The 24,845-nt window shown below is 66.6% G+C and carries 26 protein-coding genes; 9 read left to right on the top strand and 17 right to left on the bottom strand.

Going from position 1 to position 24,845, the window contains the following annotated elements:
• The first annotated feature begins 107 nt into the window (after positions 1-107).
• Positions 108-1,142 carry a tyrosine-type recombinase/integrase gene (locus ACYQ26_RS16830; RefSeq protein ID WP_459810041.1) on the top strand — a complete coding sequence of 345 codons (1,035 nt, stop codon included), beginning with the start codon at positions 108-110 and terminating at the stop codon, positions 1,140-1,142.
• 193 nt (positions 1,143-1,335) lie between these two features.
• Here ACYQ26_RS16830 and ACYQ26_RS16825 read toward each other — a convergent pair whose 3' ends face one another.
• The 3 genes from ACYQ26_RS16825 to ACYQ26_RS16815 all read right to left on the bottom strand — a co-directional run bounded on the left by ACYQ26_RS16825 (position 1,336) and on the right by ACYQ26_RS16815 (position 2,184).
• Complete coding sequence (locus ACYQ26_RS16825; RefSeq protein ID WP_459810040.1) at positions 1,336-1,497, bottom strand: hypothetical protein; 162 nt, start codon at positions 1,495-1,497, stop codon at positions 1,336-1,338.
• 89 nt (positions 1,498-1,586) lie between these two features.
• The gene (locus ACYQ26_RS16820) at positions 1,587-1,838 is read right to left on the bottom strand and encodes a hypothetical protein (protein ID WP_459810039.1); all 252 of its coding nucleotides are present in this window, start codon (positions 1,836-1,838) and stop codon (positions 1,587-1,589) included.
• 130 nt (positions 1,839-1,968) lie between these two features.
• Positions 1,969-2,184, bottom strand: a complete 216-nt coding sequence (locus ACYQ26_RS16815; RefSeq protein WP_459810038.1) for a hypothetical protein — start codon at positions 2,182-2,184, stop codon at positions 1,969-1,971.
• Positions 2,185-2,467: 283 nt separating this feature from the next.
• Here ACYQ26_RS16815 and ACYQ26_RS16810 point away from each other — a divergent pair, with 283 nt between their 5' ends.
• Positions 2,468-3,187 (top strand): helix-turn-helix domain-containing protein, encoded by a 720-nt coding sequence (locus ACYQ26_RS16810; RefSeq protein WP_459810037.1) that lies wholly within the window; start codon positions 2,468-2,470, stop codon positions 3,185-3,187.
• Positions 3,188-3,378: 191 nt separating this feature from the next.
• Here ACYQ26_RS16810 and ACYQ26_RS16805 read toward each other — a convergent pair whose 3' ends face one another.
• Entirely contained in the window at positions 3,379-3,852 is a 474-nt protein-coding gene (locus ACYQ26_RS16805; protein WP_459810036.1) for a hypothetical protein, read from the bottom strand.
• A gap of 190 nt (positions 3,853-4,042) precedes the next feature.
• On the opposite strand from ACYQ26_RS16805, the gene ACYQ26_RS16800 reads away from it, so the two are divergent.
• A complete protein-coding gene (locus tag ACYQ26_RS16800) occupies positions 4,043-4,774 on the top strand; it encodes a GNAT family N-acetyltransferase (protein WP_459810035.1) in 732 nt (243 codons plus the stop codon).
• 32 nt (positions 4,775-4,806) lie between these two features.
• Here ACYQ26_RS16800 and ACYQ26_RS16795 read toward each other — a convergent pair whose 3' ends face one another.
• The gene (locus ACYQ26_RS16795) at positions 4,807-5,232 is read right to left on the bottom strand and encodes a DUF2267 domain-containing protein (RefSeq protein WP_459810034.1); all 426 of its coding nucleotides are present in this window, start codon (positions 5,230-5,232) and stop codon (positions 4,807-4,809) included.
• A 133-nt stretch (positions 5,233-5,365) separates the two neighbouring features.
• Between ACYQ26_RS16795 and ACYQ26_RS16790 the strand changes: the two genes are divergently transcribed.
• Entirely contained in the window at positions 5,366-6,544 is a 1,179-nt protein-coding gene (locus tag ACYQ26_RS16790) for a redox-regulated ATPase YchF (RefSeq protein WP_459810033.1), read from the top strand.
• Positions 6,545-7,032: 488 nt separating this feature from the next.
• Here the strand turns inward: ACYQ26_RS16790 and ACYQ26_RS16785 are convergent, their stop codons facing one another.
• Positions 7,033-7,422: a hypothetical protein gene (locus ACYQ26_RS16785; RefSeq protein WP_459810032.1), complete on the bottom strand. Its 390-nt coding sequence runs from the start codon at positions 7,420-7,422 to the stop codon at positions 7,033-7,035.
• A gap of 98 nt (positions 7,423-7,520) precedes the next feature.
• Here ACYQ26_RS16785 and ACYQ26_RS16780 point away from each other — a divergent pair, with 98 nt between their 5' ends.
• A complete protein-coding gene (locus ACYQ26_RS16780; protein WP_459810031.1) occupies positions 7,521-8,375 on the top strand; it encodes an ArsR/SmtB family transcription factor in 855 nt (284 codons plus the stop codon).
• Positions 8,376-8,408: 33 nt separating this feature from the next.
• Here ACYQ26_RS16780 and ACYQ26_RS16775 read toward each other — a convergent pair whose 3' ends face one another.
• From ACYQ26_RS16775 to ACYQ26_RS16765, 3 genes are all read right to left on the bottom strand, one after another.
• Complete coding sequence (locus ACYQ26_RS16775; RefSeq protein ID WP_459810030.1) at positions 8,409-8,876, bottom strand: GNAT family N-acetyltransferase; 468 nt, start codon at positions 8,874-8,876, stop codon at positions 8,409-8,411.
• 291 nt (positions 8,877-9,167) lie between these two features.
• Positions 9,168-9,473 carry a HalOD1 output domain-containing protein gene (locus tag ACYQ26_RS16770; protein WP_459810029.1) on the bottom strand — a complete coding sequence of 102 codons (306 nt, stop codon included), beginning with the start codon at positions 9,471-9,473 and terminating at the stop codon, positions 9,168-9,170.
• Positions 9,474-9,598: 125 nt separating this feature from the next.
• Positions 9,599-10,459 (bottom strand): UbiA family prenyltransferase, encoded by an 861-nt coding sequence (locus ACYQ26_RS16765; protein ID WP_459810028.1) that lies wholly within the window; start codon positions 10,457-10,459, stop codon positions 9,599-9,601.
• Positions 10,460-10,577: 118 nt separating this feature from the next.
• On the opposite strand from ACYQ26_RS16765, the gene ACYQ26_RS16760 reads away from it, so the two are divergent.
• Positions 10,578-12,287 (top strand): thiamine pyrophosphate-binding protein, encoded by a 1,710-nt coding sequence (locus ACYQ26_RS16760; protein ID WP_459810027.1) that lies wholly within the window; start codon positions 10,578-10,580, stop codon positions 12,285-12,287.
• 12 nt (positions 12,288-12,299) lie between these two features.
• Here the strand turns inward: ACYQ26_RS16760 and ACYQ26_RS16755 are convergent, their stop codons facing one another.
• Entirely contained in the window at positions 12,300-13,733 is a 1,434-nt protein-coding gene (locus ACYQ26_RS16755) for an FAD-binding oxidoreductase (protein WP_459810026.1), read from the bottom strand.
• Between the two features lie 82 nt (positions 13,734-13,815).
• On the opposite strand from ACYQ26_RS16755, the gene ACYQ26_RS16750 reads away from it, so the two are divergent.
• Positions 13,816-14,109 (top strand): DUF8152 family protein, encoded by a 294-nt coding sequence (locus ACYQ26_RS16750; RefSeq protein WP_459810025.1) that lies wholly within the window; start codon positions 13,816-13,818, stop codon positions 14,107-14,109.
• Positions 14,110-14,128: 19 nt separating this feature from the next.
• Here the strand turns inward: ACYQ26_RS16750 and ACYQ26_RS16745 are convergent, their stop codons facing one another.
• Complete coding sequence (locus ACYQ26_RS16745) at positions 14,129-15,094, bottom strand: NADPH:quinone reductase (RefSeq protein WP_459810024.1); 966 nt, start codon at positions 15,092-15,094, stop codon at positions 14,129-14,131.
• A gap of 198 nt (positions 15,095-15,292) precedes the next feature.
• Positions 15,293-16,414 (bottom strand): pyridoxal phosphate-dependent aminotransferase, encoded by a 1,122-nt coding sequence (locus tag ACYQ26_RS16740; RefSeq protein ID WP_459810023.1) that lies wholly within the window; start codon positions 16,412-16,414, stop codon positions 15,293-15,295.
• A 198-nt stretch (positions 16,415-16,612) separates the two neighbouring features.
• Between ACYQ26_RS16740 and ACYQ26_RS16735 the strand changes: the two genes are divergently transcribed.
• Entirely contained in the window at positions 16,613-17,272 is a 660-nt protein-coding gene (locus tag ACYQ26_RS16735; protein ID WP_459810022.1) for a DUF6517 family protein, read from the top strand.
• A 172-nt stretch (positions 17,273-17,444) separates the two neighbouring features.
• Here ACYQ26_RS16735 and ACYQ26_RS16730 read toward each other — a convergent pair whose 3' ends face one another.
• Entirely contained in the window at positions 17,445-18,311 is an 867-nt protein-coding gene (locus ACYQ26_RS16730; protein ID WP_459810021.1) for a 2-oxoacid:ferredoxin oxidoreductase subunit beta, read from the bottom strand.
• Positions 18,311-20,065: a 2-oxoacid:acceptor oxidoreductase subunit alpha gene (locus ACYQ26_RS16725; protein WP_459810020.1), complete on the bottom strand. Its 1,755-nt coding sequence runs from the start codon at positions 20,063-20,065 to the stop codon at positions 18,311-18,313. The genes ACYQ26_RS16730 and ACYQ26_RS16725 overlap by 1 nt, the downstream gene beginning before the upstream one ends.
• Before the next feature lie 267 nt (positions 20,066-20,332).
• On the opposite strand from ACYQ26_RS16725, the gene ACYQ26_RS16720 reads away from it, so the two are divergent.
• Positions 20,333-20,977 (top strand): FAD-dependent oxidoreductase, encoded by a 645-nt coding sequence (locus ACYQ26_RS16720; RefSeq protein ID WP_459810019.1) that lies wholly within the window; start codon positions 20,333-20,335, stop codon positions 20,975-20,977.
• A gap of 66 nt (positions 20,978-21,043) precedes the next feature.
• Here ACYQ26_RS16720 and mce read toward each other — a convergent pair whose 3' ends face one another.
• The 3 genes from mce to ACYQ26_RS16705 all read right to left on the bottom strand — a co-directional run bounded on the left by mce (position 21,044) and on the right by ACYQ26_RS16705 (position 24,799).
• Positions 21,044-21,427: a methylmalonyl-CoA epimerase gene (gene mce / locus ACYQ26_RS16715; protein WP_459810018.1), complete on the bottom strand. Its 384-nt coding sequence runs from the start codon at positions 21,425-21,427 to the stop codon at positions 21,044-21,046.
• Between the two features lie 131 nt (positions 21,428-21,558).
• On the bottom strand, positions 21,559-22,392 hold the full coding sequence (locus ACYQ26_RS16710) for an aldo/keto reductase (protein WP_459810017.1): 834 nt from the start codon (positions 22,390-22,392) through the stop codon (positions 21,559-21,561).
• A 115-nt stretch (positions 22,393-22,507) separates the two neighbouring features.
• Positions 22,508-24,799 carry a PQQ-dependent sugar dehydrogenase gene (locus tag ACYQ26_RS16705; RefSeq protein ID WP_459810016.1) on the bottom strand — a complete coding sequence of 764 codons (2,292 nt, stop codon included), beginning with the start codon at positions 24,797-24,799 and terminating at the stop codon, positions 22,508-22,510.
• Between the last annotated feature and the right edge of the window lie 46 nt (positions 24,800-24,845).

Below are 24,845 nucleotides of genomic sequence, written 5' to 3'. Positions count from 1 at the left end.
CGTTCCGGCCACTGCCGCTGTAGCGATATATCCCGCTCGATCGTTCTGTCCGATATGTTCGTCACTGCAACCGATTTAGACGATTTAGGCGGAGGTGTCGGGCGCCCATGAGCGGTCGCGACCTCTCGCCCCGGGCAGCCCGCGACCGATTCCTGGCCCGTCGCAGGCAGGAAAACACCGCGAACACGGTCCGAAGCTACCGGAACCGGCTAACGCGGTTCGTCCGCTGGGCCGAAGCGGAGGGGATCGAATCGATGAACGACCTCTCGGGCTGGGACCTCGACGAGTACCGCGCGGCGCGGGAGGCGGCCGACATCGCGCCGGCGACGCTGAACGGGGAACTGACCGCGCTGAAGCAGTTGCTCGAGTACTGCGCGGCGATCGACGTCGTCGACGAGACGCTCCCCGAGAAGGTGCACGTACCGACCCTCAGCCGAGAGGAAGAATCGAGCGACGTCCGACTCGCGGCCGACCACGCCGAGACGCTGCTGTCGACGTTCCGATCGTCGTCCGCCCTGTTCGGTCGGCCGGAACACGCCTTCCTCGAGGTCGCCTGGCACGTCGGCGCGCGTCTGAGCGGAATCCGCGCCCTCGACCTGCGGGACTTCGACCCCGACCGGCGGACCCTCGAGTTTCGCCACCGGCCGCCGACGCTGCTGAAGAACAAGGGCGACGGTGAGCGCGTCGTCGGCGTCTCGAAACCCGTCGCGCGGGCGCTTCGCGCGTACGTCGCCCGTGAGCGCCGCGACAAGCGCGACGACGAGGGGCGCAAGCCCCTGTTCTGCGGCAGGCAGGGGCGGCCCTCGCCGACGACGTTTCGGGCGTGGTCCTACCGCGGTACGCAGCCGTGTCGTGCCGTTGCGTGTCCCCACGGCGACGACCGGGAGACCTGTGAGTACACCCGCCGGAATCACGCGAGCAAGTGTCCTTCCTCGCGGAGCCCCCACGCGATCCGCACGGGTTCGATCACCTGGCAGCTGCTCCGCGGCCTCGAGATCGAGACCGTCGCGAAGCGGGTCAACGCCCGTCCCGAGACGATTCGTCGACACTACTACACGGCCGGCGAGCGCGAGGAGTTCGAGGAACGGCGCGCCGATCGCACGCTGACGCTCGACATCCAGACCGGTGATGGCGATGCGTGATGACGATCGAAATCCGGCGCGCGATGGCCCGTGTTCGTATCGAACGCCACTAGCGGGAGTCCATCCGACTTGCCGTCCTGCGCGGCTATCGGGGTCTCGAGGTCCGACCGGGCGCGGACGGGCCGGTAGCACCTCGGTGATCGGAGGCCGACCCGGGGCCATCGACGTCCGACGGTAACCGGCGTCGAACGTGCTATTCCGCGATGTCGCCCTCGCGAAGCGCCTCCATTTCACACACGACGAACTTCGCCAGTTTCCGTTTCGAGTGCGATCCGACCAGATGGTCCTCGAGGCGCAGATCGCGCGGGAGGTCGTCGTGGCAGATGGGGCACTCGATCGGGGGTCGGGTTGCCATACGCATTCGAGGTCCGTGACGCCCAAAAATATCCGCCCGGCACGAGCGGCCTCCGGCGGCCGCGTTCGCTCGATCGTCCTTCGATCCGATTAGATCGTCCGCTTGTACTCGCACTGCGGACAGTAGATCACGTGTTGTCGAATGAGGAGCAAACTCTTGCCGCACGAGCAGGGGCCGCCGACCGAGATGTCGTTCGCGTCCCGGACGACGCCCCGGAGCGTGTTTTCCAGTTGGACGACGCGTTGTTTCGTTTCCTCGAGTTCGTCCTCGAGATCGGTCAGTTCCCGGGAGATCGATCGTCGGAAGACTCCCGTCGGTCCCGCCCGAGTTCTGCGGCGCATGTCCGGATACACAGGTGAACCCCGAATAAGCGTGTGGGGGAGAATTGCAAGGTCGGTCGGCGCGAATCGAGTGCCCTGCGGCGATACGCTCGGTCGGTGAGAACGCGGTTTCGAAGCGGAGGCGAGGAGATTAGCGCTTGGATCGCTCGTCATCGATGCGACTGAACTGGTACCAGATGCCGGCGATCACCGCGACGAAGACGACGGCGAGTCCGATCTGTAGTCCGAGTTCGTTTATCCCGACGGCTTCGGCCTCGACGAGTCCGCCGGCCCACCCGGCGAACAGAACGGCGAACCCGGTGACGACGACGACCATGATGAGGAGCCGGTCAGTGGGAATATCCATCACTGCCGCTTCGCTTCGGATTCGGTTAAACCGAACGCCTGTACTGGCCGACACGATCCGGCTACGGGCGCCCTCTCGGGGGTTCGCTCGAGTTTCGGTCGTATCTCGCGCGTTCCGACGACTGACACTCAGCCATTGTGATTCGCCGTGCATCGTCTTTCGATTTCGATTACCAGTCGTTCTTCCGGAACGTACAGACAGGCGAACTCTCATCGCAATTGGATGGCGGGAAAGGCTACCGGAAACCCAACGCGCCTATACGTCTTCGTGGTGGGTTCCGGTGATGACGACGGTCGTCGAACTCGAGGTTCCGGCTGATCGCCTCGGACTCGCCCGGACGTTCAATCGGGTACCGACGTTCGAGTGCCAGATCGGGGGCATGATCGGCGACGGACCGCCGCTCGTTCGCGTCTCGGGGCCGGATCGACGAACCGTCGCGGCGGCCCTTGAGGCGGATCCATCGGTGGACGTCGTCGCTGACCTGACCGGCAGTTCCGGGTCGGACGGCGACGGTGCCGAAACCGACGGTGACGTCAGCGGCGACGCCGACCCCGACCGCGACCGGTGGCTGTTCCGACTCGAGTTCGGCGAGCGCCTGAAACTGTTCGAGGAGATCGTATCGGACAACGACGGGGCGATCCTCTCGGCCAACGGCCGGGACGGCCGGTGGGCGCTCCAGTTGTTGTATCACGACCGCGAATCGGTCTCGACGGCGCACCGACTGTTCGAGCAGTACGAGTACCGCGTCGAGGTAACCCGCGTCAGCGGGACGGAGGACCTCGATCGCGTCCGCACGCCGCTGACCGAGATCCAGTACGAGACGATCTCGAAGGCCCACGAACTGGGGTACTTCGACGTGCCCCGACAGGTGACCCTCGAGGAACTGGCCGCCGAACTCGGAATCTCCCACCAGGCGCTTTCGGAACGGCTGCGACGGAGCCACGCCGCGCTCATCAGCGCCGAACTCTCGGATCGCCTGACGCCGCTCGCGATCGATCCCTGACTCCCGAACGCTGCGAGGGCGACTCGAGACGGTTCGACGGCCCTACCGGCCCGGCTGTGGTCCGCTGTGTCCGACAGTCTCGACGGAATGAGATGGTGGATATGTACCTCTGTTCTGGATTTTAGGGCACGATCGGCCACCGAACCAAGAAACGAGACCGCGGAGCGTGGAGCAGTACTCCCCGGCGACCGTCAGTCGGCACGGGAGAGGGACGCCGCCGCGTTCGTCGCGCCACTCGCGTCTCTCGCATCGGCGAGGAGTCGGTGGGCGTAGAACGCAACCGAAAAGTCCTGCGGGCTGGGGATCGAGCAGGCGAGCCAACCGATCGCGATCGCCGATGCTATGGGCGTCTCGGCGGTGAGGTCCGTGGTCAGGCCGGCTGCGAGGACAGGGAGGGCCAGCAGCGCCGGGGCGAGCGCCGCGAAGCGGAGCACCCACGCCGGTTCCCGGCCGGTCGGCGTCGGCCGGACGACGGCCCACGGGCAGCCGGCCAGCCGGCCGAGCACACCGTTCTGGCCCGGAAAGAAGACGACGGTGTACTCGACGCGGGCGAGGCGAAGGACCAGCGCGTGGGCTGATTCGTGGGCGACCAGCCCGATCGCGGCCGAGAGGGCGAGCGCGAACCCAGCAATCACCACAGTCGGAGCCGAATCCATCCCGATCATAGCGTGCGCGAACCGGCTCGACGGGTACCCGTTCCCGTCGGAGCCACCGCGCATTCGATCCGTCGACCTCCCCGTGCAAGTTCGACGGGCTGTACGGATTGCCGTATTAAGTCGACCCTCGTACCCGAGCCGAACGGCGGTCGGCCGTCGGGCTCCAACCATTAAATAGGAATCCGTGGTGTGCTAGAACATGGCATCCAAAAACGCCCTCGAGTTCGAGCACGCCGACCGGCGGACGATCTACGAGTTCGTCGAGCGACGCGGCGCCGTCGACGCCGACGAGGCTCGCGAGCGACTCGCGATCGAACCGGGTCGGTTCAAACACCACGTCGCGATCCTCAAGCGCGACGGGCGCCTCGAGGAGCGAGCGGGGGCCCTGCAGGTCGCGATCGACGCCGGCGCCGAGGAGGAGTACGTCGCCGACGACCTCGAGTTTCACATCCGGCCGGCGCGCCAGGGTGATCTGACGGGGATCGTCGGCGCGATCCGCGAGGTCGCCGCGGAGAAGACCTACATCGAGGCCGAGACCGTCGCCGACGAGATCGACCACGAGGAGGCGCTGCTCCGGCACAACGACCTCGAGTCGCGGATGTTCTTCGTCGCGACCGTCGAGGACGAGGTGGTCGGCTGGGTCCACCTCCACGCGCCGGAACTGGACAAGCTGAGCCACACCGCCGAACTGACCGTCGGCGTCCTCGAGGCCTACCGCGGCCGCGGCATCGGCTCCCACCTCCTCGAGCGAGGGCTGGAGTGGGCCGGCGCCAACGGCTACGAGAAGGTCTACCAGAGCGTGCCCGCGACCAACGAGGACGCGATCGCGTTCCTCGAGGCCCACGACTGGGAGACCGAAGCCGTCCGGGAGGACCACTACAAGATCGACGGCGACTACGTCGACGAGGTGATGATGGCGGTCGAACTGTAGCGCTCGAAAAAGAAGGCGGGAGAACGGCCGAGTCAGTCCTGGGAGTCCGGCGCCGGACTCTCCGCCGCGTCGGCGATCTCGAACAGCGTCTCGTACCCCTCGTCCTCGGGCAGCTGCAGCCTGATGTCCTCGAGTTCGCCCTCGGTAACCGCCTCCTCGACGACGTCAATCACGGTCTGCGCGTGGAACGCGGCGTCGGCCGGGTCGTCCCCGCCGACCTCCTGACGGTCGGCGACGCGGTCGACGAACTCGTCGAAGTCGAATACGTCGGCTTCGTCGTTCTCCTCGAGGAATCGGCCCAGTTCGTCTGGCAGTTGCGCGCCGAGGTCGTCGGCTTCGCCGGGCTCGAGGCGCTCGGCGAGAGTCGTCAGGGTCGCGCGAGAGATGCTCAGGGCGGCCTCGCGGGAGTCGAGCTGCGCGCGGTGCTGGACTTCGCCGATGAAGTCGTCGTACTGCATGTCTGGAAGTGGCGTCGTCGCGTGGAAAGCCGTGATCCCTTCAGTCGAAGGTCTGCGGGCACCGTCGGCGGGCAACCCCCTCGGAGACCCCCGAATCGAAAGACAATTTGAAGCCACGGTGCTACGGAACGGCATGCTCTCGATCGCGCTTGCCGGAAAGCCCAACGCCGGCAAGTCCACGTTCTACACCGCGGCGACGATGGCCGACGTCGACGTCGCCAACTACCCCTTCACGACGATCGACGCCAACCGCGGCGTGAGCTACGTCCGGACGGAGTGTCCCTGCCTCGAGCGCGACGAGCGCTGTAACGCCGACAACTGCGAGGACGGCAAGCGCTACGTTCCGATCGAACTGCTCGACGTGGCCGGCCTCGTTCCCGGCGCTCACGAGGGGAAGGGCCTGGGCAATCAGTTCCTCGACGAACTGACCAACGCGGACGTGATCGTCAACGTCGTCGACGCCTCCGGCGGCACCAACGCAAAGGGCGAACCCGTCGACATCGGCGAGCACGATCCGCTCGAGGACATCGACTTCATCGAGGAGGAGATGGACCTGTGGCTGGCCGGCATCGTCGACCGCAACTGGGAGTCCGTCGAGCGCAAGTCCCGCTCGCCCGATTTCGACATCGACGACGCCCTGGCGGACATGCTCTCGGGCTTCGGCGCCTCGCCGAAGCAGATCGCGACGGTCCTGCGGGAACTGGACTACCCCGAGGACCCGATCCAGTGGGAGGACGAGCACCGCGAGGAACTCGCGCGCTTGGTCCGCGAGCGCACGAAGCCGATCGTCGTCGCCGCGAACAAGATCGACGTCGCCCCCGAGGAGAACGTCGAGCGGCTGCTCGAGCTCGACAAACCCGTAATTCCGACCACGGCAGAGGGCGAACTCGCCCTCCGCCGGGCCGCCGACAACGGCCTCGTCGACTACGACCCCGGCGACGAGACGGTCGAGATCGGCGACGACGTCAGCGACGCCCAGCGCGAGGCCCTCGAGGACCTCCGGGAGACGATGGCCGAGTGGGGCGGCACGGGCGTTCAGGGCGCGCTCAACCACGCCGTCTACGACCTGCTCGAGCACATCACGGCCTACCCGGTCGAGGACGCGGCGAAGTGGTCCGACGGGAGCGGGAACGTGCTGCCCGACGCCCACCTGCTGCCCGACGGTTCGACGCCGGTCGATCTGGCCTACGCCGTCCACTCCGACATCGGCGACGGCTACCTCCACGCGGTCAACGCCAAGTCGAATCGGGAAGTGGGGGAGGACTACGAACTCGAGGAGGGCGACGTGATCAAGATCGTGAGTACGAATTGACGTTTTCGGAATAAATACAACTCCTCTTGCGCTTTGGTTGGATGCAGTAATCAGCACAAAGAACATACCTATCGCGGTTCATTCAGTTGTTTTCAATAATGGAATCGTCTCCACCGACTATCTGTCCTCGCTGTGGAAAGCGTGAGACGTACTCAGCCCGATATACGACGCCGGGATGGCGGATACAATTCTATGTCTGTGACAATTGTGGTCGGAAATATGATCCGTACTGTGACGAAGAATACGGCAGAGACTAATGTTCGTATCTGTAGTGATCGCAAAATCTGGGCAGACTGAAATGGAATTTATAAGTTGTGTACACTGTGTGGACTGATCAGCGGAAATCAAGATCGTGAGCACTACTTGACGACGGCCGAAAAAACGGCCGACTCTATCTCGGGGAACGCCATCAGTGTGCGTCTCTACCGCCCCTGAGAAACGTCTTCGCCATCACCCACGGTTCTTAAGAACCGGCTCCGTCCCCGCAGTCACACATTCGCTCCCAGGACGATCGCTTGGACGACGAGAACGAGGAGGAGCGCGGTTAGTGCGAGCAACGTATAGTACGGCGCGAACCGCTCGAGTGCGCCGGTCTTTCGGAGTCGAACCCCGAGTCGCTGCGCGCCGACCGCGAGGGCGACGACGAGCGTCGGGAATCCGAACACCACCAGCGCCGTCGGCGCGTACTCCGGACCGTAGTACGGCCCGGCGCCGAGCGTCCAGTGAATCCGAACCGTCTCCGGGAGGGACCCGGCCGCTACCAGACTCCCCGCGATGCTGAGTACCACCGCTGCGATTCTGCCCGCCGTCAGCGCAGTCGGCGTCTCGTCGCCCGATGGGTCCGTTCCGTCCCGCTCGAGTGATTGCCGTAGCGACATGGACCAACCAACGGCCCGCCGGCTGATATATCGTTCCAGCAACTGATTACACCAATCGGATTGATACGTTTGGCACGAGACAGACGGCACAACGGACGATGGACGACCAGCCACTCGACGAGTCCGGATTCGAGATTCTGGCCCATCCGACGCGACTGCGCGTACTCGAGGTGCTCGTCGAACGGTTGAAAACCGGGGGCGAGCCGATCGGATTCGCGGAACTCCGTCGTCGGGTCGGACTGCGCGATTCGGGGAACTTCAACTACCACCTCGAGCAGCTTCGCGGCCGATTCGTGCAGCGGACCGACGAGGGGTATCGGATAACCGCACCCGGGTTGCAGGTGGTTGCGGCGGCGCTGGCCGGGGATTACGACGCGGGCGAGCCGCTGGGACCGACACGACTCGCCGACGACTGTCCGGTCTGTACGGAACCGCTGACCGCGCGCTACGCGAACGGGATGCTGACGGTTTCGTGCGCGAACGATCACGGCTTCCGGAACGCGGTGGCCCGGCAAACCGTCGAGGAGCGGGGGCTGGCCGATGCCGTGGAGGTGCTCACGATCACGACGCACAGGGACCTGGAACTGGCCTGCGAAGGGCTCTGTCCGGTGTGTCACGGCCCGCTCCAGTGGGCCGACGAGCGGATGACCGCGGACGCGCTCGACCCGGCGTTTCCGCACTTCTCGACACAGTGCGACCGATGTGGCGCGAGTGCGGACGTTCCGGCGGTCTTTCCGCTTCTCACGCATCCGGCGGTCGTCGCGTTCTACCACGACCGCGACATCGACATCCGCCGGCGGCCGGTGTGGGCATCGGTGTTCTACGACGTCGACGTAACCGACCGCTCGAACTCGAGCGATCGGCTTGCGGTGACGGTGTCCGTCGATGGCGACGCGCTAACCGGAATTCTTGACGAGACGCTGTCCGTCGTTTCGGTCGACACCGATCGCTGAGTCCGGACTGGCTACCGCTACACCGCGTCCACCTTACTCGAGCGACTGCGCGTAGTCGACCTGCTTCGGTCGAAAATCCGCGTCACGATAGAACCGCCGCGCGCCCTCGTTGTGCCACTCACAGGAGACCTTGAGGTGGTCACAGCCCCGCTCGCGGGCCAGTTCTTTCACGCGCTCGAGGACCGCGGTCCCGTGGCCCCGATTTCGGTAGTCTTCGTCGATCGCGAGGTTCACGATTCGGAGATACTGCGAGTACTTTCGGGACGGGTGACGGCCCTTGCGGAGTGTGACGAAACCGATCGTCTCACCCTCGTGAACGACGAGGTAGTCGGAGATATCCTCGTCCTCGAGGTGATCGCGGAAGGCGTCTTCGATGCGCTCGTCGGTTGCGTCCACGTCGAGTTTGTTCAGTTCGGAATACGCCACCATCGCGTTCGCGAGGTCGTACCAGCGGTCGACGAGCGCCTCGAGATCGTCGTCGGTGGCTTCGACGAGTTCCATGCGGGTGTCCTCTCGAGCGCTCGTCCTTCAGACTTCGCTCGGTGTGATGGGGTGTGCCATGACTTCGTCGGTGACTACGGCGGGCCGCCGGTCAACCAATGAATACGCGTTGCTGACTGTTCAGAACCGATATTATCGTTAGGAAAACCGCTTTTTCGGCGGTTCGTAGTACGGCTGGCTATGGTGGAAACAGTCTCCGCCGAGAAACTCGAGCGCGATGAAGCCGCCGAACGACTCCGCGAACTGGCCGACGAACTCGAGCTACCGGAACGGTCGACTCGTCGCGACGGGTTACTGATCGCCGACGTCGATCGCGAGTCGGCCACTGCTCGCGACCGTGACGCGGAGGTGATCGATATCGAACGTGACCTCGACGGATTCGGTCCGGTCGGCGCCGATGAGTGCATCGAGCGCTTCCGGATCGACGTAATCGTACAACGTCATGCCAGTCTCGCATGCAAGCGCGACCGGGGTCGTTTCTTCGATGGCCGCGACTGCCTCGACGATAGCCTGACTCGGCGTAGTCGTCTCCCAATCGTACTGTGAGCTGGCCGTCTCCCCTCTATTTCGTGACTGATTACGTTCGGTCGTCCCCATACCCTCTGTTCGACGAAGTTGGCTAAAAGTCTGTTGTAGAATTTCATCCCGAATTCTCGCTCATTCCTGAAGGACCAGAGCCGAATCGTACGGTCCTTCAGGTGGGGTGGTGAGATCCTGCGTCGTCACCAGAGCGTCGCTAGGGGCTCGAACCGAACTGCGGTGACGAGGACAGCGAGGAAGACGTACGAGCCGCGGATGAGCAACATCGTGGCGAGTTCCGGTTCGGCTCGGCGGGCGACGACCGCGACCGCCGCGAACGCAAGCGCAGCGAGAACCGCGGTCGGTGGAAAGACTCGAGCGACGGCGAAGGCGACCACGACCAGCAACGCGGTGGCCATGAGGCCGTACGCGAGGTCGTAGGCGCGGGTCGGCCCGACGGCGACGGCGACGGTTCGCTTCTCGATCGACCGGTCGTAGTCGTAGTCCTGGGCGTCGTCGATCACCTTGATCCCCGACAGCAGGACGAGGAAGACGACGGCGAAACCGAGCGGGACCGCCGCAAACGCTGCGGTCTGGACGTAGAATCCCCCGAGAAGCGAGAGCGCGATCCCCAGCGGGTAGCCCGTCGTGGCGGTGACCGGATTCGTGTCGAGTTGGGGCGCGTGGTGGTAGGCGATCAGCCACGTCGGCACCGTCAGCGCGACCGCGACCCAGTTCACGACCGCGAACAACGCCGCGCAACACAGCGCGAACGTCGCCGTCGACAGCGCGAGCGCGACGCGACACCCGCGCTCTGTCAGCGGATGATCGTCGTCCTCGCCGCGGACGTAGAAGTCGACGTAGCCGTCCTTGACGTGCGCGGTGTAGACCGCCGCGAACATCGCGACGACGTGGATCGCCGCGGGCGCCGGCGCGACGTCGCCGGCGAGGATCGCACCGAACAGCGAGGCGGCCAGCGGCGGCGTCATGAACACGGGGTGGACCTGCGACCAGAAGGCTCGCGCCGTCGCGCCGGCCCCGGTTCCGTCTCTGGCGAGGGCCATGTCTCGAGCGACAACGAACTGATACATAATACCCGGGCCGGCATTCGGTGCGGGCCGGCCGTCTCACCCTTCGACGGCCGGCCCACCATTTGATTGGCTGGGTCGGTGATGGGGACGTATGTCAACTGATTCCGACGACGGCTACACCGGTGCAGACCTCTTCGTCGACGCCCTCGAGTCCTACGGCGTCGAGTACGTCTTCGGCAACCCCGGGACGACCGAACTGCCGGTCCTCGACGCGATCGGCGACAGCGACCTCGAGTACGTGCTCGGGCTCCACGAGGACGTCGCGGTCGGGATGGCCGGCGGCTACGCCCAGACCCGCCGCTACCACGCCCACCACGACGACTCGGTCAACCCCGTCGGGATCGCGAACCTCCACGTCGCGCCCGGGCTGGCCCACGGACTCGGGAACCTCTACGCGGCCAAACGCGCGGGTGCACCGGTCGTCGTCACCGCAGGGAACCACAGCACCGACTTCCGCCACGAGGAGCCCGCGCTGGCCGGCGACCTCGTCGACATGGCCGACCAGTTCTGCAAGTGGTCCGCCGAGGTGCTGAACGTCGAGGCGCTGCCGACGATGCTCCGGCGCGCCGTCCGCGTCGCGCTGACGCCGCCGACCGGCCCCGTCTTCCTCGGGCTCCCGCTGGACGTGATGATGGCCGAGACCGACGCCGAGCCCGAGCGACTGGGCGGGATTCCGAACGCCGGAGGCGGCGATCCGGCGCAACTAGAGCGGGCCGCCGACCTCCTGACCGACGCCGACGACGAGGACGTCGCGATGATCGTCGGCGACCACGTGGCCCGGTCGGGCGACGAGGCCGTCGCCGCAGCGGTCGAACTCGCGGAGTCGATCGGCGCCCGCGTCCACGGCGAGATCCACGCCAGCGAGATCGACTTCGCGACCGATCACGACCAGTGGGTCTCCTACGTCCCGCCGGACGAGGCGCGCGCGGCGGAACTGCTTTCCGCCGACTCGATCCTGTTCGTCGGCACGTCGACGAACACGACGCTAACTCGCCACGAGGAACCGCTGGTCGATCTCGACGCGACCATCGTCGACGTCAGCGACGACCCGTGGGAAGTCGGCAAGAACCAGCCCGCCGACGCGGCCGTCGTCGGTGACACCGCACTCGTGTTGCAGGACCTCATCGAACGCGTCCGACCGAAGATCGACGACGGAACCGTAGAACAACGCCTCGAGGCCGTCCACGAGCGCAAGGCCGCGATCGAGGACCAATTAGCTGACATCGGCGAGGGGGAACAGACCGACGATCCCCGCGCCTCGAAGGCCGAACTGATCGATACGATGCGATCGGTCGCCGAGGACGCCTACGTCGTCGACGAGAGCGTCACCTCGAAGTACCCCGTCATGACTCGCTGGGACTTCGCGCCCGAACAGTTCGTCTCGAACAAAGGCGGCGGCCTCGGCTACGGCCTGCCCGCGTCGGTCGGCGCAGCGATCGCCGAGGAGCACCGCGACGACCCGCGGAACGTGATCTGTTTCATCGGCGACGGCTCCTACCTGTACTACCCCAACTCGATCTACAGCGCGGTCCGCGAGGACCTCGATCTGACCGTCGTCATCCCCGACAACCGCAACTACCGCATCCTGAAGGACAACACGATGAAACTCCTAGGCGGCGACGAGGACGACCACGAGTTCGTCGGCATGGACTTCGAGCCGCCCGTCGACATCCCGAAAAACGCCGAGAGCCACGGCGCCCGCGGCCGACTCGTGGAGGAGCCCGACGAAATCGAAGGCGCGCTTGAGGACGCCCTCTCGAGCGAGGGGGTCGACGTGCTCGACGTGCTCGTCCACGATTGAATCGCGAAACGGTCACGTGCGGTCGTCCGAGCTGTCTCGAACCCGTTCCCCGTCGGCCGTTTCCGGAAATATCTTCCCCGGATTCAGCGTGTCCGTCGGATCGAGCGCCCGCTTGATGCGTCGCATCGCGTCGACCGCGCCCGCGCCGTGCTCGTCCTCGAGGAACTGTCGTTTCCCCTCGCCGATGCCGTGTTCGCCGGTGACCGTGCCGCCGAGTTCGATGGCGGTCTCGACGGTCCGCCGGTAGACTTCCTCGCCGCGCTCGACCATCTCCGGGTCGTCCGGATCGACCAGCACGTTGTGGTGGAGGTTGCCGTCGCCCGCGTGGCCGTAGCAGGGCGCCAGCAAGTCCTGTTCCTCGGCGAGGCGCTTCGCTTCGCGGACCATCTCGGGGTAGGCGCTGATCGGCACCGTCACGTCGCCGGGATGCAAGGTGTGCAGTTCGGGCCGGTAGTTCTCGACCGCGAAGGCGATCTCCCGGCGCGCCTCCCAGAGCTCGTCCATCTCGGCGTCGTCCGCGCTGATCTCGAACCGGACGGCGTTGTGGTCCTCGAAGATCGTTCTACAGAGGGCAATCTCCTCCTCAATGCCGTGGTTGGCATGGAACTCGAGGAAGACCGTCGGCGCGTCCGGCAGCCCGGTATCGAGGTAGTCGTTGGTCATCCGGACGCTCAGTTCGTCGAGCAACTCGATCCGCGCAACGGCGACCTCCGTCCGGACGGCCTCGGCGATGGCTGCGGTGGCGTCCTCGAGCGTCTCGAAGACTGCGCGCCCCCCGCGGATCTGGTGGGGACGACCGGCGAGTTCCAGCGTCGCTTCCGTCACGACGGCCAGCGTGCCCTCGCTGCCGACCAGCAGGTCGGTGAGGTTGTAGCCGCTCGAGGTCTTGGCCGCCCGCGAGCCCGTTTGAATGACAGTCCCGTCGGCGAGGACGGCCTCCAGTCCCAGGACCCAGTCGGCGACCTCGCCGTAGCGGACGGTCTGCATCCCGCTGGCGTCGGTCGCGATCATCCCGCCGATCGTGGAGATGTCGCCCGAGGACGGCAGTGGGGGGAACATCAGGCCGTCTCGCGCGACGCGCTCATCGACCTCGCTGCCGATGATCCCCGGCCCGACGTCGATCTGGAAGTCCTCGGGCCGGTAGTCGACGACGTCGTCCATCCGCGTCAGATCGAGGCTGATCCCGCCGTGGGCCGGCACGGCGTTGCCCTCGAGGCTCGTCCCCGCGGCGTAGGGCGTGACCGGCACGTCGCGCTCGGTCGCCGCCTCGAGGATAGTCGACACGTCTGCCGTGCTTTCGGGCCAGACGACGGCGTCGGGCAGCACCTCCCGGCCGCGCTGTTCCGACCCCCAGTCGGCGGCGCGGTCCTCGCGCCGGCTCTCGGCGAACGAAACCTGATCGTCCTCGAGCGGGAGTTCCTCGAGGAACGAGCAGTCCTGCGTCATATGCGTACGTCGACCACGTCGCGTATCAACGTTTGGCCGCGTCGTACGAACGCTCACGGCGCTCGAGGCCGTACTCGCGAGCGTGTCCGACGACCAGCCCCGCGACCGACTGAACGACCGAACGCGACGACTTCACGACCACCTCGAGGCGACGGCCGAACTGCCGCTCGACCGGACCGCGAGTCGCTGGATCGGCGAGGCGGAAGCCGTCGCTCGCGACGTCGCGACGAACGACCTCGACGCGGAGACGACCCGCGACCGCGTCGCGAAAGTACGCGAACTGCTTTCCGAAGTCGGCGACACCGGCGACGAGGCGGTCGACGAGCACCTCGCGGCGGCCCGCCGGTGTTGCGACGAGATCCTCGCGGATCAGTGAGTCGACGGGTCGTCAGGCGTCAGGGCTCGAGCACGAGCTTCCCGAAGACGCTATCCTCCATGACGGCCCGCTGGGCCTCGGCCGCCTCCTCGAGGTCGTACCGCTCGTCGAGTTCGATCGCAAGCCGGCCGGCGTCCATGAGGTGGGCGACGCCGCGTAGCGGCACCCGGAGATCCGGCGTGTTGAACATGCTCATGAACTGGTAGCTGACGTCCTTCGAACGGGCGGCGCCGTCGTTCGTAAAGCCCGGATCGGGGCTGTTCTCGCCGATGCCGACGACCCGACAGCCGGTCGCGGCCACGTCCGCGTCGAACTGGAGGTAGTCGTCCAGCCGGTGGTCCAGCACGGCGTCGACGCCGCCGTCGCTGGCCTCGAGGACGGCGTCGGCGAGGTCGTCGCGACCGTAGTCCAGCACGGTGTCGGCGCCCATCGCCTCGAGGTCGTCGTGGTACTCCTCGGCGGCGGTGGTGACGACGCGGGCGCTGACCGCGTCCGCGATCTGGACGGCCGCGTGGCCGACGCCGCCGGAGCCGCCGTGGATCAGACAGTGCTCGGCGGGCTCGAGGTCGGCGTGGTCGATCAGCGCGCGCCAGGCGGTGACGGCGACGACGCCCGCCGCGCCGGCTTCCGCGAGGTCAGCGCCGTCGGGGAGCGCGACGACGCGGTCCGTCGGGACCGTCGCGTACTCGGCGTACGCGCCCTGATAGGAGCCGTTGCCGATACCGGTGCCGTAGACGCGATCGCCTTCGGCGAACTCCTCGACCGCGTCGCCCGTTTCCGCGACGGTGCCGGCGAGGTCGACGCCGGGCGTGAACGGCACGTCGACCGGTTCGTACGAGCCGTCCCGGAAGTAGGTGTCGACGGGGTTGACCCCCGCCGCGGCGACCTCGACGAGGAGTTCGTCGTCGTCGGGCTCGGGGCGATCGATTTCTTCGACCTGCAGTACGTCGGGACCGCCGTGTTCGCGGAGGCGTACGGCTCGCATGACGGTTTCGAACACGTCCGGAACGGGAATAAACGTACGTTCTCCGGCAGCGCACCCGCGACCGATCGGTTTCGGATCCAGTTTCGGCGCGCGGAGCAGTTAGCCGTCTCGACCGCGCGAGGGACGAGCCGAGGACGCCCCTCCCGTGTGCGGCACTATCGGGGACTCCGTGCTCGAGCTCGGGGAATCGCTCGGCAGCTACCGCACCGCCCGCGTCGCGTCGGCCATGATCTCGAGGGCCTCCTTCAGCTCGTCCATGCCGGTCGCGTACGACAGCCGCGCGTACCCTTCGCCGTGCTCGCCGAAGGCGTCGCCGGGGACGACGACCACGCCGCGGTCGAGCACCTCGTCGACCCACCCCTCGGGGACCTTCGGCATCGCGTAGAAGGCACCCTCCGGCGTCGGCACCTCGAGGCCGGCGTCCTCGAGGCCGTCGAGGACGACGTCGCGCCGCTCTTCGAAGGCCTCCACCATCTCCGCGACGGGCTCTTGCGGGCCGGTCAGCGCGGCCTCGGCGGCGTACTGGGCCGGTGCGGAGGCGCAGGCCTGCCCGTACTGGTGGACCCGCAGCATCCGTTCGATGCGGCGGTTCGAGGCGACGACCCAGCCCAGCCGCCAGCCGGTCATCGAGTAGGTCTTCGAGCAGGCGCTGACGACGACCACGTTGTCCGTCTCGGCGAACTCCATCGGCGAGCGGTGCTCGCCCTCGAAGACGATCTTCTCGTAGACCTCGTCGGAGAGACAGAGCACGTCGTGCTCGTCGGCGATGCGGGCGAACTCGCGCATGTCTTCCTCGCTCTGGACCGCGCCGGTGGGGTTGGCGGGGCTGTTAACCACGAACGCGGCCGTGTCCTCGGTAATGTTCTCCTCGACCGTCGCGGGATCGAGCGTCAGATCCTCGCGCAGCCCCACCGGCTTCGGCGTCCCGCCCGCGAGCTTCGTCAGCGCGTCGTAAGAGACGAAGCCCGGATCGGGGAAGATGACCTCCTCGCCGGGATCGACGTGCGCCTCGAGCGCGATGTGCAAGGCCTCGCTGCCGCCCGCGGTGGCGATGACGTCGGCGGGATCGATCTCGAGGCCGTAGTCGCGGTCGTACTTCGCCGCGATGGCCTCTCGGAGGCTTTCGGTGCCCTTGTTGGAGGTGTAGGCGTCGGTCAGCCCGTTCTCGATGGCCTCGATCGCCCCGCGCCGTGCGTGGGTGGGCGTCGGGAAGTCGGGCTGGCCCAGCCCGAGGTTGATCGCGTCGTCGCCCGCGGCCTCGAACACCTCTCGGATGCCGCTGATCGACACCTGTTCGACCCGCTGTGAGAACTCCGTCATATGCTACACGCGCGCAGTCGATCCCGATAACGCTTGCTGTGTTCGTCCCACGTCCCGACCGGTGACACTCGCTGTATTCGCCCCGCGTCCGGATCGACGACCGTTCTCCGATCGTGATAATCAGCCGATAGAAACAGTGTTGACTACGAAATCACACGAGCCGCAACTAATATACGGTTCCTGTCGAACTACTCGAGCATGCCTACCACTCGCCGTTCGCTACTCGCCGCGGGCACGACGGGGACCATCGCACTGACCGCCGGCTGTCTCGACGTCGTCCTCGGCAACGGCCCGCTCGAGTTCCAGGCGGACCGGGCGGCGCCGACCGACGCGGCGCTCGAGGAGACCGGCTACGAGGAAACGCGAGTCGAAGAGCAGTCGATCGACGAGACGGTTCAGGTCGGCAACGTCGAGCGCGACGTGAGCGCCTCGATGTGGCTCTCGCTGTACTCGAAGGCGCGCGATCTCCAGGGCGAGACGATCGACGCGAGCGTCTTCGCGGCCGTCTCGATTCCCGCGATCGAAGTCGCCGGCCGGTCGTTCAACCCCATCGAGGGCATGAGCAACGAGGAGCTGCTCGAGGAGGTGATGAACCGCGCCGGCGACGACTTCAGTTCGGTCGGGAACGTCAGCCACGAGGAGTCGTTCGGCCTCGATATCCTGGGCGACGGGCGCGAGGTCGACGTCTTCTCGGGCGAAACCGAGTTCAACGGCCGCACGGTCGAGGTCGAAATCTCGCTGACGTCGTTTTCCCACGAGGGGGACCTGCTGATCCTCGTCGGGAGCCACCCGAAACCGTTCGCCGAGGAGTCGGCGAACGTCGAGGTGCTGATGGAGTCGGTCGAACACCCGGTCTAAATCGAGGCGCTCGACGACTCGGCATCGACGCATCGCTGTCGCGTTCTTGCTCCGATCGACCCGTGTACTCGAGTACGGACAGCGACCGGACTCGCCGCTCTCGATAGAGCACGTCGAAATCGAAACGCGAACCGACGTAACCGACGAAAAACGGGACCGCGAACGGCGCCGATCAGTAGAACTCGCGGACGAGGTCCATCGCGTCCTCGGGCGCGCCGTCCGGAATCTCGGACATGTCCTCGGTGACGCCGTGTTTCTCGTGGTACGGCACCGAGTTCTCGTCCTTGTACATCACGCCCTGGTACTCCTTGTCGCTGTCGAGGATGACCTCCTTGGCGGCCTCGTAGTCGTTGGGGTCGTGGTCCTCGTCTTCCTGCAGGTCGACGAGGTTGTCGCGGAAGTAGTCGTAGGTGTCGACGTCGTTGAACGTGACGCAGGGGCTGAAGACGTTGACGAAGCCGAAGCCGTCGTGCTCGATGGCCTCCTGGACGATCTCCTGGTGGCGCAGCGCGTCCGAGCTAAAGGACTGGGCGATGAAGGAGGCGCCGGAGGCGAGCGCGAGCGCGAGCGGGTTGACCGGCGGCTGCTTGGGCCCTTCGGGGGTCGTCGAGGTCTCGAAGTCCGACCGCGAGGTCGGCGAGGCCTGGCCCTTCGTCAGCCCGTAGATGCGGTTGTCCATGACGACGTAGGTCATGTCGACGTTCCGGCGGACGGCGTGGACGAAGTGGCCGGCACCGATCGAGTAGCCGTCGCCGTCCCCGCCGGCGACCATCACTTCGATGTCAGGGCGGGCCATCTTGACGCCCTGGCCGACCGGGAGCGCACGGCCGTGAACCCCGTGAAGGGCGTAGCTGTGCATGTAGGTCCCGATCTTGCCGGAACAGCCGATCCCGGCGACCACGAACGTGTTGTCGGGGTCGTTGCCGGTCTCGGCGAGGGCTTTCATCATGCCGTTCATCGTCCCGAAGTCGCCGCAGCCGGGACACCAGGTAGGTTGCTTGTCGGATTTGAAGTCGGTGAATCGGACGTCGGAGCTCATTATTGTGCAGGCACCTCCGCGGAGAGTTTCTCGGTGATCTGTTCGGCGAGTTCGTCCGCCTTGAAGCGGACGCCGGTGTACTTGTTAATGCGCTTGAGGCGGGTAAGTGCGTCGTGTTCGAGCAGGTCGGCGAACTGTCCCGTCGCGTTACACTCGACGACAATCACCTCGTCGGCGGCCTCGATCTCCTCGCTCAGGTCCGGACGGGGGAAGATGTACGGCACCGAGATCACGCGCAGATCGATGCCGTCCTCCTCGAGGTAGGACAGCGCCTCTCGCAGTGCGCCTTCGTTCGACCCCCAGGAGATGACGAGGTTGTCGGCGTCGGGATCGCCGAACTCGCGGTAGTCCCACTCTTCCTGCTCCTCGGCGGTCTCGACCTTTCGGTAGCGCTTGTCGACCTGCTGGACGCGCTCGTCCTGGTCCTCGGTTCGGCGACCGAGTTCGTCGTGCTCGAGGCCGGTGGACATGTGAGCGCCGTCGGTCGTGCCGGGGATCGCGCGCGGGCTGACGCCGTCGTCGGTGACGGCGTGAGCGCGGAACCGGCCCTGGGCGTCGAGCCACTCGTCGACCTCGTCCTCGTCGACGAGTTTGCCGCGGTCGATCTCGACCTCGTCCATGTCGAAGGTCTCGGGGTCGAAGGTCTGCTCGGTCACCGACATCGCGAGGTCGGACACCAGGAAGACCGGAATCTGGTACTTCTCTGCGAGGTTAAAGGCCTCGACGGTCTTCCAGAAACACTCGTCGATCGACGTGGGCGTGACGACGAACCGCGGGATTTCGCCGTGGCCACCGTACAGCGCCATGTTGAGGTCGCCCTGCTCCTGTTTCGTCGGCATCCCGGTCGAGGGACCGGAGCGCTGCACGTCGGTGATGACGAGCGGCGTCTCGCTCTGGGCGACGAGGCCGAAGGTTTCGGTCATCAGGTCGATTCCGGCGCCGGAGGTCGCGGTCATCGCTCGAGCGCCGCTGCGTGCGGCGCCAAGCGCCATGTTGATCGCCGAGAGTTCGTCCTCGGCCTGCACGACGTGGCCGCCGTAGTCCTCGATCCGGCCGGTCAGATACTCCATGATGGAGGTCGCGGGCGTGATCGGGTAGCCGGCGTAGAACCGACAGCCGGCGGCGAGGGCACCCATGCCGATCGCTTCGTTCCCGTTCAGGAGGACGTAGTCCTCGTCGGTCGTGTCGAGGTCGTAGTCGAGATCCAGATCGTAGTTCTCCTGGACGTACTCCTGCCCGAGACGGGCCGCCTCCTTGTTGTTCTCGACGATCTTCGAGCCCTTGCCGCCGAAGCGCTTCTCGAGGGCTTCGTCCAGGTACTCGACGTCGAAGTTGGTAATCTCGCAGGCGGCCCCGAGCGCGACGATGTTGCGCATGATCGCGCCGCCGGCGTCCTCGGCCAGCGACTTCAGCGGCACGTCGACCGCCGTCATCTCGTCGGGGATATCGGCCTCCCAAGAGCGTTCGCCGTCGTAGATGATAGCGCTCCCCTCGTGGAGTTCGTCCAGATTCTCGTCGATGGTCCGCTGTGTCAGCGCGACGAGAATGTCGAGTCGGTCGACGACGCTCTGCACGCGGTCGACCGACGTGCGGATCTTGTAGGCGGTGTAGCCACCGCGGATCCGCGACGCGAAGTCCTTCGAAGTGAACACGTGTCGCCCGGCTCTGGACAGGGCCTGAGCGAAGATTTTTCCGGTGGAGTCGATACCGTCTCCGGCCTCGCCTCCGACCGCCCAGTTGAGGTCCTCAGCCATGTTATGCAGCACCTTGCCCCCAGTAAATGAAAAGGCTTCTGAAACCCATACCGGATAACCCTGAGTCTCCCTGATAGCTCCGCCGACGACGCCGAATCTTTACTACGCTCCGGGTATCTTTTCTGGTGCGAAGATCGACCGCCGCGGCGCCGCGATCGCGCGAGACCGACTCGAGGCGACGCGCCGTCCGACGGGTACGATCGCCGCGAGAACCGACGAATCGACCGATCGGAACGCCTTTTCAATCGGCCGGCCAACGGGTTCGACATGGAAGGGACCCCAGTCACCGTCGAATCAGTACGCGAAGTCGGCCCGGACACCGTCGCGATCGACCTCGAGACGCCCGACGAGTTCGACGCGTCGCCGGGCCAGTTCGTGCTGCTGCGAGCGGCGCCCGACGGCGCGGACGAGGTCGTCGAGCGCCACTACACCCTCTCGTCGCCGACCGTCGGCGACACGTTCGAGATCACGGTCGGCGTCGATCCCGACGGCGACCTCTCCCCGTGGCTCGCCGGCCTCGAGGGCGGCGAGACCGTTCACGTCGACGGTCCCTTCGGGCGGATTACCTACGAGCGAGACGAGGACGTCGTCGCGATCGCGGGCGGGCCCGGCATCGGTCCGGCCGTCGCGATCGCCGAGGCGGCCCACGACGCGGGCCACGAGGCGGTCGTCGTCTATCAGGACGACGAGCCCGCCCACCGCGAGCGCCTCGAGGCGCTCGAGGACGACGGCGCAGCGGTCACGGTCGTCGACGACGACGCGAACGACGAGCTCGCGGCCGCGATCGAATCCCACGTCGACGACGGCCGACTCTACGCGTTCGGGTTCGACGAGTTCGTCACGTTCGTCGCCGACGCCATCGACGAGGCCGGCGGCGATTCCGACGAGGCGCTGATCGAGAACTTCGGGTGATCCCCTTGTCCCGCCGGCCAGGGCGAACGCGGCGACGCTGACGACGCCAGCGATCGCGGCCGCCAGTCAGTGCTCGACGAACTCGATCAGCACGCCGCCCGTATCGGCCGGGTGAAGAAAGGCGACCGAGTGTCCCCATGCGCCCGGTCGGGGCTCCTCGTCGACGAGTCGCACGTCGTGCTCGCGCGCCCGCTCGAGCGCGCCCTCGATGTCGTCGGTGGCGAGCGCGAGGTGGTGAATCCCCGGCCCGTGGTCCTCGAGGTACTGCGCGATCGTTCCGTCCTCGAGCGGCTCGAGGAGTTCGAGATACCCGTCGCCGCAGTCGAGGAAGACGACGCGCATACCGTCGAACGTCTCCTCGTGGGCGATCTCGAGGCCGAACAGGGTCTCGTACCGGTCGGCGAGCGCGGCCGCGTCGTCGGTCGCGATGCCCGCGTGATCGAACTGCATCGGTGTCGACGTATTCGCGGAACGGTATCAAATAACGAGGGGATCGACCTCGGTCGCGAGCGGGGCGGGTCGTCGACCGTCGCTCGCTTGAGCGGCGGACGTCCCCGTCCCGTCCCTGTCTTCTCGAGCGGTCACCGCAGCCCCAGTGTAGCCGCCAGCCGATTCCAGACGCCGTCGCCGACCTCGGTGACGGCCGCCATCTCCTCGTCGGAGAGCTCGAAGTCGAACACGTCCGCGTTCGCCTCGATGTGCTCGCGGCTGGCCGCCTTGGGGATCGCGGCGACGGACGGCTGCTGGAGCAGCCAGCGCAGGGCGACCTGCGCGGCGGATTTCCCGTACTCCGCGCCGATCTCCGCGAGCCGGTCGTCGCCCGGCACCGCGCCCTCCGCGAGCGGGCTGTACGCCGTGAGGCAGACGTCGTTTTCGACGCAGTACTCGAGGAGATCGTCCCGGTGGTGGTAGGGGTGGTACTTCACCTGGTTCGCGACGATCGGCGTCCGCGAGAGGGCGATCGCGTCCTCGAGTCGGTCGGCCGAGAAGTTGCTGACGCCGACGTGGTCGACGGCGCCCTCGTCTTGCAGTTCGTTCATCGCGTCGATGGTGTCCTCGAGCGGCGCCCGGTCGCTGGGGGCGTGCAACAGGAGCAGATCGACGGTCGACAGGCCGAGCCGCTCGAGGCTCGCGCGGGTCGACTCGAGGACGTCGTCGAAGGCGGCGTTGTCGGGGTGGACCTTCGTGACGACGAAGACGTCCTCCCGGTCGACGGCGCTGTTCGCGATGGCCGCACCGACGGCCCGTTCGTTGTCGTACATCTGCGCCGTGTCGACGTGGCGGTAGCCGACCTCGAGGGCGGTCTCGACGGCCCGACGGCACTCGTCGCCGGTCATCCGCGCGGTGCCGAACCCGAGCTTCGGAATCTCGGCTCCCTGCGCGTCGACCGTCGCGGTGGCGATGCTGTCGCTCATGGCCGGTCGTTCGTCGCCGGTCGGTATCAAGGTCGGCCCCGTATCGTATCGTCACCCGTCCCCACGAAAATCGCCGGGAGTCGAGCGGTCGACTCCCTTGACCTGACTCGAGTCGCTAGTCGACGGTCCCGTCGGTTTCGTTCAGCTCCGTCTCGTTGCCGTCGGTTTCGTTCAGCCCCGTCTCGTTGCCGTCGATGTCGGTCGTCTCGGTCTCATTGCTGGTTTCGTTGATCGGCTCGTCCTGCGTTTCGGTCGCGTTCTCGGCTTGCTGATCCGCCTGCTGCCCGTCGCCGACGTCCTCGGGCGGCGACAGCGACTCGCCCTCGCCGGGCGGCACGATCCGAAACACCACGCCCGTGTCGCCTTCGGGGACGCCAACCTGGTTGGCGAGGACGTACACGTTGCCCTCGTCGTCCTGGCCGAACTGGCGGACGAAGAAGGGGAACGATCCGTCGTCGGTGCCCGCGACCTGGAGCTCTTCCATCTCCCAGAGCTCGTCGCGCGGGACGACCTGTTCCTGGCCGGCGTCCGCGGCAGTCTCGTTACCGGCGGTCGCGTTACCGGCAGACTCGTTCGTCGCGTTGTCGAAGCCGCCTGCCTCGATGTTTTCGTCTGCGAGGCTCTCGTTATCCGCGGTCGCGTTGTCGGCGGTTCCGTTCGTCGCGTCGTCGAAGCCGCCCGCTTCGATGCTCTCGTTCGCGAGGGTCTCGTTGTCCGCGGTCGCGTTGCCCGGCTGGTCTCCGCCGGTGACGCCGCCGTCGCCCTGGGGCTCCGACGCGGCGATCAGCGTCCCCTGCGGCGACTGCCGCGCCGGATCCGACGTCCAGTCGCCGAAGATGTACTTCCCCTCGAGGCCGTCGACCTGCCCGGCCTCGTAGACGTGACCGCCGACGATCGCGATGCCGACGATCTGGTCCTGATAGGTGTGGGGGTACTCGACGATCGGGTCCTGGAGTTCCTGGCCGTCGTAGGGCGGTTCGTCGGGCGCCGAGTCTGGACAGTCCTCGGGCGGATCGCCGGGGTTCTCCGTGCTGAAGCAGTGGGTTCCCTCTTTGACGTTCCAGCCGTAGTTGCCGCCCGATTCGACGATGTCGACCTCCTCGAAGAGGTCCTGCCCGACGTCGGCGACGAACAGTCGACCGTCGCTGTCGAAGGAGATCCCGTACGGGTTCCGGAAGCCCCACGCGTAGTGTTCGGGCCGGGCGTCGTCGGCGTCGGCGAGCGGATTGTCGTCGGGGATGCCGTACGGGCGGTCGCCCTCGCCGTCGGCGTCGACGTCGATCCGGAGGATGCTCCCCAGCAGGTTCTCGGCGACGTCCTGCCCGTTGCCGCCCTCGTTCTCGTCGTACCAGTCGTCGACGTGCCCCAGCATGTCGTCGTTCGCCCCGCCGCCGTCGCCCATCGGCACGTAGAGGTAGCCGTCGGGGCCGAACGCCATCGGCCCGGCGTCGTGGTTGTACTGGGGCTTCTGGAACTCCATGATGACCTGCTCGGAGTCCGGGTCGATCTCGCTCAGGTCGTCCGACGCCTGGAACTCCGAGACCACTTCGACGTGGCTCCAGCCGTCGGGCGTCTCGTCGTTCGGCGGCGCGCTGTAGTGGAGGAACAGGCGACCGTTCTCCGCGAAGTCGGGGTGGGGGTCGACGCCGAGCAGCCCCCGCTCGTCGTACTCCTGGTTCGGATCGGCGTACTGGCCCTGGAAGGTCCCGAGTTCGACCATCCGGTCGCTGATGTCGAGGAGCGGCTCGTCCAGCAGTCCGTCGCCGGTGACGGCCCACAGTTCGCCGGTCTGATCCGTGACGAAGTAGCGGTCTCCGCCCGGCTCGGCGGCGAAGTCCGTCGGTGCAGTCATTCCCTCCGCGACCGGCTGGAGGCCGATCTCGGTTCCCGCCTGGAAGAACCCCTCCTGTGGCTGTTGGGCGGCCTGTTGCCCCTGCCCGCCACCGCCCCCGCTACTGACCGAGATGTCGCCGTTCATCGTCGGCCGGTGGGGCTCGCAGAAGTACGTCGCCATGTCGCTCGTCGCCTCGAACTCGAGGGTCTGGGTCTCGCCCTCCGCGGTCATGATCTCGGTCCGCTCGAGTTCCTCGCCGTCCTCGCTCTCGATGACGAAGTTGTGGGGCGCGCCGTCGAGGTTCTCCCAGGTGAGTTCGTACGTGGTCCCCTCCTGCAGTTCCAGCGTCGGGTTCGTCTCGTCCGCGATCGCCTCGGGCGCCACGCCCACCCAGCCGCTCGTCTGACCGCCGAGTTCGATCGACTGAGTGTCGAACTGGGCGAGGGCCGATCCGCTCATCCCGATCGCACCGGCGGCCGCGGCCGCCTGCAGGATGCGGCGGCGTGAGGTCGAGGAACGGCCGTCTGTCGATTCGGAACCCCGGGTCGGTCGCTTGTTCGGAGTATCGCTCATGAGTGACTCACGGCCTCGCGGTCGGCCGATATCCGGATAAACGGAC

The sequence above is a fragment of the Halopiger thermotolerans genome, assembly GCF_054654555.1.
Note: the sequence above shows the minus strand (reverse complement) of the source record. Positions and strands in the feature narration are given on the sequence as shown.